The organism is Geobacillus vulcani PSS1, assembly GCF_000733845.1.
Taxonomy (GTDB): domain Bacteria; phylum Bacillota; class Bacilli; order Bacillales; family Anoxybacillaceae; genus Geobacillus; species Geobacillus vulcani.
Genome location: NZ_JPOI01000001.1, coordinates 3231953 through 3244293 on the forward strand (window position 1 = coordinate 3231953; position 12341 = coordinate 3244293).

Annotated in this window: 14 protein-coding genes; all 14 read right to left on the reverse strand. The window is 54.4% G+C overall.

Going from position 1 to position 12341, the window contains the following annotated elements; translation table 11 throughout:
• Window positions 1-47: 47 nt before the first annotated feature.
• Complete coding sequence (gene topA, locus N685_RS0117300) at window positions 48-2123, reverse strand: type I DNA topoisomerase (RefSeq protein WP_031410440.1); 2076 nt, start codon at window positions 2121-2123, stop codon at window positions 48-50.
• A 78-nt stretch (window positions 2124-2201) separates the two neighbouring features.
• Window positions 2202-3083, reverse strand: coding sequence for a DNA-processing protein DprA (gene dprA / locus N685_RS0117305; RefSeq protein ID WP_031410441.1), 882 nt, complete (start codon window positions 3081-3083; stop codon window positions 2202-2204).
• Window positions 3084-3157: 74 nt separating this feature from the next.
• The gene (sucD, locus tag N685_RS0117310) at window positions 3158-4060 is read right to left on the reverse strand and encodes a succinate--CoA ligase subunit alpha (RefSeq protein ID WP_031410442.1); all 903 of its coding nucleotides are present in this window, start codon (window positions 4058-4060) and stop codon (window positions 3158-3160) included.
• A gap of 17 nt (window positions 4061-4077) precedes the next feature.
• Entirely contained in the window at window positions 4078-5238 is a 1161-nt protein-coding gene (sucC, locus tag N685_RS0117315; RefSeq protein ID WP_031410443.1) for an ADP-forming succinate--CoA ligase subunit beta, read from the reverse strand.
• A 115-nt stretch (window positions 5239-5353) separates the two neighbouring features.
• Complete coding sequence (locus N685_RS0117320; protein WP_031410444.1) at window positions 5354-5641, reverse strand: EscU/YscU/HrcU family type III secretion system export apparatus switch protein; 288 nt, start codon at window positions 5639-5641, stop codon at window positions 5354-5356.
• A complete protein-coding gene (locus N685_RS0117325) occupies window positions 5638-7188 on the reverse strand; it encodes a hypothetical protein (protein WP_031410445.1) in 1551 nt (516 codons plus the stop codon). The genes N685_RS0117320 and N685_RS0117325 overlap by 4 nt, the downstream gene beginning before the upstream one ends.
• Window positions 7189-7206: 18 nt before the next feature.
• Complete coding sequence (locus N685_RS0117330) at window positions 7207-7986, reverse strand: ribonuclease HII (protein ID WP_031410446.1); 780 nt, start codon at window positions 7984-7986, stop codon at window positions 7207-7209.
• 84 nt (window positions 7987-8070) lie between these two features.
• Window positions 8071-8937, reverse strand: a complete 867-nt coding sequence (gene ylqF / locus N685_RS0117335) for a ribosome biogenesis GTPase YlqF (protein WP_031410447.1) — start codon at window positions 8935-8937, stop codon at window positions 8071-8073.
• A gap of 12 nt (window positions 8938-8949) precedes the next feature.
• The gene (lepB, locus tag N685_RS0117340) at window positions 8950-9504 is read right to left on the reverse strand and encodes a signal peptidase I (RefSeq protein WP_031410448.1); all 555 of its coding nucleotides are present in this window, start codon (window positions 9502-9504) and stop codon (window positions 8950-8952) included.
• A gap of 363 nt (window positions 9505-9867) precedes the next feature.
• The gene (gene rplS / locus N685_RS0117345) at window positions 9868-10224 is read right to left on the reverse strand and encodes a 50S ribosomal protein L19 (RefSeq protein WP_031410449.1); all 357 of its coding nucleotides are present in this window, start codon (window positions 10222-10224) and stop codon (window positions 9868-9870) included.
• A 135-nt stretch (window positions 10225-10359) separates the two neighbouring features.
• Window positions 10360-11094, reverse strand: a complete 735-nt coding sequence (gene trmD / locus N685_RS0117350; RefSeq protein ID WP_031410450.1) for a tRNA (guanosine(37)-N1)-methyltransferase TrmD — start codon at window positions 11092-11094, stop codon at window positions 10360-10362.
• On the reverse strand, window positions 11094-11612 hold the full coding sequence (gene rimM, locus N685_RS0117355; protein ID WP_031410451.1) for a ribosome maturation factor RimM: 519 nt from the start codon (window positions 11610-11612) through the stop codon (window positions 11094-11096). The genes trmD and rimM overlap by 1 nt, the downstream gene beginning before the upstream one ends.
• A 17-nt stretch (window positions 11613-11629) precedes the next feature.
• Entirely contained in the window at window positions 11630-12016 is a 387-nt protein-coding gene (locus N685_RS0117360) for a YlqD family protein (protein ID WP_031410452.1), read from the reverse strand.
• A gap of 86 nt (window positions 12017-12102) precedes the next feature.
• Window positions 12103-12339: a KH domain-containing protein gene (locus N685_RS0117365; RefSeq protein ID WP_031410453.1), complete on the reverse strand. Its 237-nt coding sequence runs from the start codon at window positions 12337-12339 to the stop codon at window positions 12103-12105.
• Window positions 12340-12341 lie beyond the last annotated feature (2 nt).

Below are 12341 nucleotides of genomic sequence, written 5' to 3' on the forward strand. Positions count from 1 at the left end.
GAACGCAACTATTTTTTATAAAATTCTGAATTGTATCCGATGCCTGTTCAAGCTTCTAGCCGCTCTTCATAATCGCACGCTGTGCATTGTACTTGCACACCTTTTTTCAGCTCTTTCTCCACAAGCAAACCCGCGCATTTCGGGCATGGGCGGGCGAGCGGTTTATCCCACGAGACGAAGTCGCAATCCGGAAAACGGTCGCAGCCGTAAAACACCCGCTTTCTTTTCGTCCTGCGCTCGACGATGTTGCCCTCGCGACATTTTGGGCACTTGACGCCGATTTCTTTGATAATCGGCTTTGTATGGCGGCATTCCGGGAATTTCGAGCAGGCGATAAACTTGCCGAAACGGCCCATTTTGTACACCATCGGACTGCCGCATACCTCGCAGTCCATGCCGGCCGGCTCATCCTTAATCTCAACTTCGCGCATTTCTTTTTCCGCCACTTTCAACCGTTTTTCAAATTCGCGGTAAAACTCGTCGACGACTTTGATCCATGCCACTTTCCCTTCTTCAATTTCGTCCAATTCTTTTTCCATTTTCGCCGTAAACTCGACATCGATAATTTCCGGGAAAAATTCAAGCATCAGCTCTACAACGATCTCGCCAAGCTCAGTCGGAACGAACCGCTTATTCTCAAGGACGACATAGTTGCGTTTTTGGATCGTATCAAGCGTCGGAGCATACGTCGATGGGCGGCCGATGCCGAGTTCTTCCAACGTTTTGACGAGGCGGGCTTCCGTATAGCGCGGCGGCGGTTGGGTGAAGTGCTGCTTCGATTCGATCGCTTCGCTCTCAACGGTTTCTTCTTCTTCCAAATCGGGAAGGATGTGGTCCGGCTCTTCTGTTTGATCGTCCGTTCCCTCAATATACACCTTCATAAACCCTGGAAATTTCACCTTCGAGCCGCTGGCGCGGAACACGACGCCGTTGTTTTCCAACTCGACGCTCATAGTATCAAGCACAGCCGGCGCCATTTGACTGGCGATGAACCGTTCCCAAATGAGTTTATACAACCGGAATTGGTCGCGCGTCAAATACGGTTTTACTTTGTCCGGGTCGCGAAATGCCGATGTCGGGCGGATCGCTTCGTGGGCGTCTTGGGCGTTCGTGCTTTTCTTCTCTTTCCGCTTTTCTTGGCTGACATACATAGCGCCGAACGTCGCCTCGATATACGCCGCCGCCTCTTGCTGCGCCGTCTCGGCGACGCGTGTTGAATCGGTGCGCATATACGTGATCAAACCGACTGTTCCTTCGCTGCCAAGATCGATTCCTTCGTACAGCTGTTGGGCGATCATCATCGTCTTTTTCGTGCGGAAATTCAGTTTGCGCGCCGCTTCCTGCTGAAGCGACGACGTCGTAAACGGCGGTACAGGGCTGCGCTTGCGCTCTCGTTTTGTCACCGTTTTTACGACAAATGCCGTTCTGTTTAAGCGGTCCAGCACGGCTTTCACATCCGCCTCTGTCTTTAAATCGCGTTTTTGTCCATCAATACTGTAAAAAGAGGCGGCAAACGTCTCTCCATCTTTTTGAAACGTCGCTTGAATCGTCCAATATTCTTCCGGCTGAAATTCGCGGATTTCTCTTTCCCGATCGATGATGAGACGCAACGCCACCGATTGGACGCGGCCGGCGCTTAACCCTTTTTTCACTTTTTTCCATAAGAGCGGGCTGATGTTATAGCCGACGAGCCGGTCGAGCACACGCCGCGCCTGCTGGGCGTCAACAAGATTCATATTGATCGCGCGCGGCTGCTGAAACGACTGCTGAATAGCATCCTTCGTGATTTCATGGAAGACGACGCGGCAATCAGAGTGAATGTCCAGATCGAGCATGTGGGCCAAATGCCAGGCGATCGCCTCTCCTTCACGATCAGGGTCGGCGGCAAGAAACACCTTTTTCGCTTTTTTCGCCGCCGTTTTCAACTCTTTGATCACCTGGCCTTTGCCACGGATCGTAATGTATTTCGGCTCGTAGCCGCGGTCTATATCAACGCCCATTTGGCTTTTTGGCAAATCGCGGACGTGGCCCATCGACGCTTTGACCGTATATTTTTTTCCCAAGTATCGTTCGATCGTCTTCGCTTTCGTTGGCGATTCGACGATAACTAAGTAGTCTGACATCCATCTTCCACCCCTAGGAGGTAAATTGAAATCTTCATTATTATTAATGATTATTGCTGCATTTGTCAAACATGTGCATTACACGTACGGGAATTCAGCCAAAATGTCCGCCGCTTCTTGCACTAGTTTTGCCCCTTGTTGAATGAGCGTATTCGGTCCAGCGGATTCCACCAAACCGATCGGACCGGGGACGGCGAACACTTCCCTCCCTTGCTCAAGCGCATAAGCGGCGGTAATGAGCGAACCGCTTTTTCGTTTCGCCTGCACGACAAGCGTGCCGAGCGACAGCCCGCTGATGATGCGATTGCGCGCGAGAAACTGCCATGCCTGCGGACGCGTTGCCGGCGGATGTTCAGCGATAACCAACTGTTCGGTCATCAGCTGCTTGGCGAACGACCGGTGCTCTCTCGGATAAATATGGTCAAGCCCTCCGGCAATGACGGCGATCGTCGCCCCGCCATGCTGGACAGCGAGTTGGTGGGCGCACACGTCAATCCCAAACGCGAGCCCGCTGACAATCGTAAAACCGGCAGCAACAAGCGGCGGGACCAGTTTGTTCAACGCTTCGATTCCTTCCTTCGTCGGGCGCCTCGTGCCGACGATGCTGATCAGCTTCCACTCCTGAAGCAAAGTGGAGTCCCCCTTGGCATACAGCACCCACGGCGGAGCATAAATATGCCGAAGCAACGGCGGATAGTCATGATCAAACACGGTGACCACATGAATGCACCGGTCCATATATGTTTTTATCACATGTTGCACATCGATGGAATGCAAATCATGGAAAAAAGCGGTCCATTGAGCGTCAGGAAGTGGAACGAGCGGGCGGAGATCAGCGGGGGGCAGAGAAAATGGAGCGGTGAGCGTCGGATCAGCCTTAAGCAAGGAGTGAATGGTCTTCCATCCCGCCCCGCGGCAATGATGGAGATGGATGAGCCGTTCGCGGACCGTATCGTACATCCTATTCCCCCTTCTTCTCTAAAAAATGAAACGATAAACAGCACCCCGCACGCGATCGTGCGGGGCCAAACCTATTAATGCGTTTTGCATTTTTCGTACAAGCCGCGCTCTTTCAGGACGGAAATGAGCGTTTCGCCGATGACGGCCGGCGTTTCTGCCACTTTGATGCCGCATTCGGTCATTTTTTTGATTTTTTCCGCGGCTGTGCCTTTGCCGCCGGAAATGATCGCGCCGGCATGACCCATCCGTTTGCCTGGAGGGGCCGTCTGCCCGCCGATGAAGCCGACGACCGGTTTCGTCATGTTCGCTTTCACCCATTCGGCCGCTTCTTCTTCCGCCGTGCCGCCGATTTCGCCGATCATAATGACCGCGTACGTTTCTTCGTCTTCATTAAATGCCTTCAGCACATCGATGAAGTTCGTGCCGTTGACCGGGTCGCCGCCGATGCCGACCGCCGTCGACTGTCCGATGCCGGCTTGCGTCAGTTGGTGAACGGCTTCGTACGTCAGCGTGCCGGAACGAGAAACGATGCCGACATGCCCTTTTTTATGAATGTAGCCCGGCATAATGCCGATTTTGCATTCCTCCGGCGTAATGACGCCCGGGCAGTTCGGACCGATGAGACGCGTCTTTTTGCCCTCCATGTACCGTTTCACTTTCACCATATCAAGCACCGGAATGCCTTCGGTGATGCAGACAACGAGGTCGAGTCCGGCGTCGACCGCCTCCATGATCGCATCTGCGGCGAAGGCCGGCGGAACGTAAATGACCGAAGCGTTCGCCCCCGTTTTTTCAACTGCTTCCGAAACAGTGTCAAACACCGGCACGCCTTCGACTTCCGTGCCGCCTTTGCCCGGCGTGACGCCGCCGACAATCTTTGTCCCGTATTCGATCATCTGCTTTGTATGGAACAGCCCTTGCGAACCGGTAATCCCTTGCACAATCACTTTCGTGTCTTTATTGACAAAAACGCTCACGTGTCTCCCTCGCTTTCTTAACGTACTAGCTCAACGATTTTTTGTGCTCCGTCCGCCATCGATTCCGCCGCAATAATGTTTAAGCCTGACTCTTCTAAAATCTTTTTCCCGAGCTCAACGTTCGTTCCTTCCAGCCGAACGACAAGCGGAAGCGTCAAGCCGACTTGCTTCGTCGCCGCGACAATGCCGCTCGCGATGACGTCGCATTTCATAATGCCGCCGAAAATGTTGACGAAAATGCCCTTGACATTCGGGTCGGACAAAATGATTTTGAACGCTTCCCTTACTTTTTCCTCGCTGGCGCCGCCGCCGACATCGAGGAAGTTAGCCGGCTCGCCGCCGTAATATTTGATGATGTCCATCGTCGCCATCGCCAAGCCGGCGCCGTTGACCATGCAGCCGATGTTGCCGTCAAGAGCGATGTAGTTCAAGTCGTATTTCGACGCTTCGATTTCTTTCGGGTCTTCTTCATCCAAGTCGCGGTATTCAAGGATGTCCGGATGGCGGTATAAGGCGTTCGAATCAAAATTCAGCTTCGCATCAAGCGCCATCACTTTGCCGTCGCCGGTGACGACAAGCGGGTTGATTTCGGCGATCGAGCAGTCTTTATCGACAAACACTTGGTACAAGCCCATCATAAATTTGACGGCTTGGTTGACGAGATGCTTCGGAATGTTGATGTTGAAAGCCAATCGGCGCGCTTGAAACGCTTGCAGCCCAACGGCTGGATCGATGTATTCTTTAAAAATTTTCTCCGGCGTTTTGGCCGCCACTTCTTCAATTTCCGTTCCGCCTTCTTCCGAGCCCATCAAGACGACGCGCGAGGTGGCGCGGTCGACGACAAGGCCGATGTAATATTCTTTTTGAATGTCGCATCCTTCTTCAATCAGAAGCCGCTTGACTTCTTTTCCTTCCGGGCCGGTTTGATGGGTGACGAGCACTTTGCCGAGCAATTCGCTGGCGTATGTACGGACTTCCTCGAGGCTTTTTGCCACTTTCACTCCGCCCGCTTTGCCGCGCCCGCCAGCATGAATTTGCGCTTTGACGACACATACCGGCGTACCGAGCTCTTTCGCCGCTTCGACCGCTTCATCCACCGTGAACGCAACACGGCCGTTCGGCACGCTTACCCCATAGCTTCGCAAAATTTCTTTTGCCTGGTATTCATGAATGTTCATGCGCCAACCTCCTATGTATAAAGTCAAAAAAGTCTTAGCGCTTTCATTTTATACCTAACATTTCACGCTTGTCCACCGTTTCGCCACAAAATGAAGAAAGCGGAGAATAGGAAAATTACCCCTTCTCCGCTCTTTCTTCTTTCGCTTCCTGATCAAGCTGATACAAAAAAGCGAACAATTCAGCGACGAGGACGTACAGCTCCTCCGGGATCATCTCGTTGATCTCCACCTTGCCAAGAAGCTCAACAAGCGTCGGATCTTGGCGAATCGGCACGCCATGCTGCCGGGCGGCGGCGATAATCGCTTCGGCGACCTCGCCAATCCCTTTCGCCTTGACGATCGGAGCCGCATCAAGAGCCGCATCGTAAGACAAAGCGACTGCTTTTTTCCGTTCTTCGTTCATGCTTGGCAATCCACCTCGCTGCAACCGTCGGCAAACAGAAAAACGGGAGGCGGAGGGGGAGCAGAGTACTTTGCCTTTACATCAATGCCTGAGAGCGCATAGCCGTGCGCCTGAAACCGCTCTTTGACAAGCGGGGCCAGCCGAGCGGCCGCAACCGCCAACCGCGGATCATCGTGAAACATGGAGATGTGGACGATCCGTCGTTGCACACGCATATCGACGATCACCTCTCCCAGCTCTTCAAGCGTCAGGCAACAAACCATGCGGTTATAATCGGCATCAAGCGGTCCGCCTTGTTTCCTTCTTCCTTGCCAGCATACAGCCAAATCGCTGCTGCGGCCGCCAACCGGCAATGGAAGCGAAAGCCATATGTGCTCAATGAGCCCATCACCGCCAGCAGCGATAGCCATGCCATCGAGCTGGTCGAGAAGCGCTTCGGACGCCCGCTTGGCCCCTTCGCTCTCCGATTCATAAAGAAAGCGAAGAAGCAGCCGTTTCAACGACGGAGCGGAAGAAGGCAAAGCCGCTGTTTTCCCAACACGGACGAGCGCCGCCTCGTCCTCAAGCCCAAGCCGCCCGGCTGCTCGCCTCAGCCAGCAAAACAGCGACAGCGCCGGATCTCTCGTCGCTCGAACGGCCACCCACAACTGCGCTTCCGCGGCGGGCAGTCTCCCGCTTTGGTAGGCAGCATCAAGAGCAGCCCATCGTTCCAAAAACGCCTCCTCGTCCATCAAGCCGAGCTGGCGAATGATATCGGCAAACCGGCGATGTTGCACCGCCTCCCGAAGCGCCAAGCGACGATCTTCCGGCAGTGGGGCGAGTCCAAGGCGGGCAAGAAGCGCGCGGGCCGTTTCAGCCTCTTCCTCCTCCGACAGCAACAAACGCACCGCCGCCTCGTAAGCAGACAGCGGCGGGGAAAGAAACTTCTCCATCGCCCGGCTGAGCTCAAGCGCCGCCGGCTCGGCGGAAAGGGCGGCCATGATCTCCTTCAGCTTCCCTAATTGCTCCGCAAGCGGCGCGCCCGTTTTGGCCGCCCATAGCAAGCGAAACACGGCTGAAGAGAGCGGCAACCGGCGGCGAAACAAATGGGCGAGCACGTCTTCGGCTGCGTCTGGCTGGCCGGTCTCTTTCACCGCTTCAACCAGTGCAGCGATTTCCTCTTTCGTTGCAGCCGCGCCAGCTTTCAGCACTTGGCGGATCACCGGCAGCGCCGCATCCGGCAGTTTCCACGCTTTTTGCCACCGGCGCACCGCCTCTTCACCTAACGGAGCAGACGCCCGTTCGGACAGGGGAACGGCTTTCCAATAAATCGTTCCTTGTCGTTCATGAATTTCAAACAAGTACAAACGCCCGACGGCAAGCGGCGCCTCCAAACGGGCGCGCACAAGCTGTCCACCAGCACGGACGAGCGCCGCCCGCTCTCCAGTTTCCATCTCCTCGACCCGCTCCACTCGGCCGACGACCGCCTGCCCCGGTTGAAACCGCCGGCTGGATGTTGCGTCGCGGACAGCCGTCGTTGGCATCGTCCGCTCCATGCGCTCGACCATTTCGTCCCACCCTTTCTTCTAGAGCTGCTTCGCCTTCAGCACCTCCCTCACCGGTGTGAACGAACGACGGTGCTCAGGCGTAATGCCATAGCGGCGGATCGCCTCGACATGTTCCGGCGTTCCGTAGCCCATATGGCGCGCGAATCCATATTGCGGATAGCGGCGATCCAATTCTTTCATCCATCGGTCGCGCGTCACTTTGGCGATGACCGACGCAGCGGCGATCGAAGCGCTGTTGGCGTCGCCCTTGATGAGGCGCTGTTGCGGCAACGGGCACGGCACCACCATCGCATCAACAAGCAAATGTTCAGGCGGCGGGGAAAGAGCGCTCACCGCTTTCGCCATCGCTTGCCTTGTCGCTTCGTAAATATTCCTTTCATCGATCTCCGCCGCGCTGACGATGCCAATGCCGATCGCGACGGCACACGCTTCAATTTGCGCAAACAATGCCTCGCGCTTTTCCGGCGTTAGCTTCTTCGAGTCGTCAAGCCCCGGCAAATAGGCGTCTTTCGGCAAGATGACCGCGGCGGCGACGACAGGGCCGGCCAGCGGACCGCGCCCGGCCTCGTCAATGCCGGCGATCCGTCTAACGCCAGCGGCGTATAGTTCCCGCTCATAACGCATCAGTTCTTCCCACCGTTGTTGCTCAGCTTGCCGCTTTGCCTGTTGCCGTTCAAAACGGGCAAGAAGCGCTTGCACGCTTTTTCGCTCATCCTGCCGCAACATCTCCCAACGCGGGTCGTCTGCACTAAGCTCCGAAAGCAGCGCTTGAATGTCTTTCACCGTATACCGCTTCATGCTCCTCTCCCTCTTCTACTTATACTATCGGCTCTGTTCGGCCGACCGTAAAGCACCGCCGGCAAAAAACGCCCGCCGGACGCGCTACGTCCGTGAAGCGGGCGTTTCAAAGCTTAAGCGGCCTAGTTTTTCCGTGCGAATGTCATACAAAACGATGTCAGCTACTTTATCGTAGTCGACCGCGCCGCCTGACGTCAAGCAGCCGCGCCGCCTTCCGATGGCGTCAAATAAAGCGACGATGTCCTCAGGAATATCATCAAGGCCATAGCGCTCCGTTAGCCGGTCGGGATAGTGGGCCGCCAAAAAACGGAGAGCATAAACAGCCACGTCTTGCAAATTTAAAATTTCATCCTTAATGGCGCCGGTCACCGCCAGTTTGTAACCAACGTCTTCATCCTCAAACTTCGGCCATAAAATGCCAGGCGTATCAAGGAGTTCCATTTCCTTTCCGACTTTGATCCATTGCTGCGCTTTTGTCACCCCTGGCTTGTCGCCAGTCTTCGCGATATGGCGGCCAGCGAGCCGGTTGATCAGCGTCGACTTGCCGACGTTCGGGATGCCGACGATGAGCGCCCGCACCGGGCGCGGGTTTTTAATCCCTTTCGCCCGCATTTTCGCGAATTTGTCTTTCACCATCTCTTTCGCTGCCGCCGCAATTTGCCGAACTCCTGTTCCGCTTTGAGCATCGATGGGCAAAGCCAGCCGCCCTTGATGGTGGAAATAGCGGATCCACTGTTCGGTCACTGTCTCGTCGGCCATATCAGCCTTATTGAGCAAAATGAGGCGCGGCTTTTGTCCGAGAATCTCGTCGATCATCGGGTTGCGCGAAGACATCGGCACGCGGGCGTCAAGCAGCTCAAACGCCACGTCGATCAACTTTAATTTTTCTTGCACTTCCCGCTTGGCCTTCGCCATATGGCCGGGAAACCATTGAATCACTGTCATTGGCATCACCTGCCTCGTTTATTTCACAATCCGGGCATCGGCAAGCGGCCAATACACAAGGCTCGCCTTGCCGACGACTTTTGACATCGGAATGAAACCGATATGGCGGCTGTCTTTGCTGAAGCGGCGATTGTCGCCCATGACAAACAAATGCCCCGGCGGCACCGTGCTCCGTCCGGTCAGCTCCTCCAAGGTGAACGATTCCGTCAGTGGCCCGCCGTCGGACAATTGCTTTTTATACTCGTCCAAATACGGCTCTTTATACGGTTTGCCATTGATATAGAGCGTATCGTTTTTGTATTCAATTCGGTCGCCCGGCAGGCCGATGACCCGCTTAATATAGTCTCTCCCTTCTTCGGCGTGAAAAACAATGATATCAAAACGGTGCGGCATGCCGATTTTATACGCCAATTTATTGACGATCATCCGCTCATGGTTATGTAATGTCGGCATCATCGAATAGCCATCAACAATGATCGGCGCAAAAATAAAGTAGCGGATGCCTCCGGCGAGCAAGACGGCAACGACGATCGCTTTCATCCATTCACGCCATTCGCTTCTTTTTTGTTCCATTGTCCACCCACCCAAATCAAAGAGTTTGCAGTAGTATATAGATGCCATTGGAAGCTTTCCCATTTGCAGCTTTTACCGAGGATTGGATCGACTGTCGGAAGACCGAACCACGCCGCTTCCAGGCCCATCGATGGGTCTGTGAAGCAGGCGGTGGTTCGGTCTTCCGTCACGCCAAGGCGTGACGGAGGCAAGCCACAGGCTTGCCTTCGACAATCGAAAATGGACAACCCGCTTTTCCGTCAAGGATCTGTTCCACTTCTTCGTTGCATCTTATATAGATCGCTACCGTACATCATCATTGACGGTAGTGAAAAAAGGAGCTTGAAAGCAAGCTCCTTTTCCATTACGATCCACCGTTGTCCATTATTGCGCTGCGTTCGTATTTTCCTTGATGCGCGCTGCTTTGCCACGAAGTTCACGCAGGTAGTACAATTTCGCGCGACGGACTTTCCCGCGGCGGATGACTTCCAGCTTGGCGATTTTCGGCGTATGCACCGGGAATGTGCGCTCAACGCCGACGCCGTAGGACACTTTGCGGACGGTGAACGTTTCGCTGATGCCCGCTCCGCGCCGCTTAATGACGATACCTTCAAACACTTGGATGCGTTCGCGGTTTCCTTCGACAACTTTCACATGAACGCGCACCGTGTCGCCCGGGCGAAAATCCGGCAAATCCGTCCGCAATTGTTCTTTCGTGATTTCTTGGATTAAATGATGCATCATGATCCACTCCTTCCACAGATGTTCATGCCAATGATCTCTCCATTGCAGCGGAACATCGTTTTCCGTCCTCAAGCCAACCGCTCAAGGTCACACAAAAGATATGATAGCATAAACGGTTGACCGAGGCAATAACTATTCGCGCTCCTTTTCCCACTCTTTCAGCCATTGCTTTTGCTTGTCTGTAAGCGGATATTCATCGAGCAAGTCCGGACGGCGCAAAAACGTGCGCCGAAGCGACTCTTTCTCGCGCCACTCGGCGATGAGCTGATGGTTGCCAGAAAGCAGAATATCCGGCACTTTCATGCCGCGGAAATCGGCCGGTCTTGTGTATTGTGGGTACTCAAGCAACCCCGAGCTGAACGAGTCATCGACCGGCGACGCCTCATTGCCGAGCACGCCGGGAAGAAGACGGACGACGCTGTCGACAATGACCATGGCGCCGAGCTCCCCGCCTGTTAGAATGTAATCCCCAATTGAAATTTCATCAGTCGCCAAATATTGGCGAATGCGTTCGTCATACCCTTCGTAATGACCGCAAATGAGCACCAAATGCCTTTCTTTCGCCAGCTCTTCCGCCTTTTTTTGCGTGTAGCGCTCGCCTTGCGGGCAAAGCAAAATGATGCGGGCGCCAGGCGATCCAGCGGTGACGTGCTCGACTGCATCAAAAATCGGCTGCGGCTTGAGCACCATGCCGGCGCCGCCGCCGTACGGATAATCGTCGACCGTTTTATGCTTGTTGTCGGCAAACTCGCGGAAATCGACAAGATGGATGTCAACCGCCCCTTTTTCTTGCGCCTTCTTTAAAATCGACTCGTTCAACACGCCGGAAAACATGCCGGGGAACAACGTTAAAATATCGATCCGCATCATTCAAGCAATCCTTCCATCGGGCGGATGATGATCGTTTTCCGCTCCGGATCGACGTGCAAAACGACCTCGTCAATGTATGGAATGAGCGCATCGGTGCCGTCTTTGCGCCGGACAACCCAGACATCGTTCGCTCCTGGAGTCAAAATTTCCTTTACCGCGCCGATGGTCTCTCCGCCTTCTGTCACCACGGTGCAACCGATGATCTCGTGGAAATAATATTCCCCTTCCGCGAGTTCGCCGAGTTGGCTTTCCGGCACTTTCAGCATCGCTCCCTTAAATCGCTCCACATCGTTGATGCTGTCATAGCCTTCAAACGACAACAAGTCAAACGATTTATGGACGCGGTGGCTTTTCACCGTGACTTCAATCGGTTCCGCGTCCCGCTCGCGGAAAATGTACAGCTTGTTCCCTTTTTTATACCGTTCTTCAGGAAAATCGGTGCGCGAAATGACGCGCACTTCACCGCGAATGCCGTGCGTATTGACGATTTTTCCAACATTAAACCATCGTTCCATCGCTTTCATCCCTTCTCTTAGCGAATCTCTTTGACGACGCCATCTTCAACGATGATGACGCGCGTTTTTGTCACCTCTTCCCAACGGTCGCCGACGTTCACCTCAACGAGCGCCTCGACTTCCCGCTCTTTCAATTCGCTCCCTAACGGTAGCATATGTAATTGTTCGAGCTGAAACTCAAGCAGTTTCATTTTCTCCATCCGCTCGTCAATCTCTTTGGCAAAATATTGTTTCACTAAAGCGGGTGGATAGTTTCCGCTTTTCTCCATTCGTTTCTGTTCAAAACGAAGCTGGTCGCATTCGCGCTCAAGCTGCTGTTTGCGCGCCAAAAACGCGGCGGCAAGCTCTTGTTTGCTCCGTTCGGTGACGACTTGCCGCACCTCAACCGTTTGAATGAGCTTCATCCTCTTCCCCCTTTTGACAAGGAATGAACAGCGGGCGGTCCATTTCGCGCCTTTGGCATCATATCAAAAAAGGGAGAGGAACATCCTCACCCTTTTTCTTTCACTTGCACGATCACCCGCTTTGGCGATCCGGCCGCGGCGGCGGCCACGACCGTGCGAATCGCCTGGATCGTCCGCCCTTGTTTGCCAATCACTTTGCCCGTGTCGTCTTCATGCACGGACAGCTCGTAGATGACGGCCGTCTCTTCTTCGCGGCGCTCCACCGCCACCGCTTCCGGGTGATCGACAAGCGCCTTGACGATCGTTTCAATGAGCGGTTTCATGT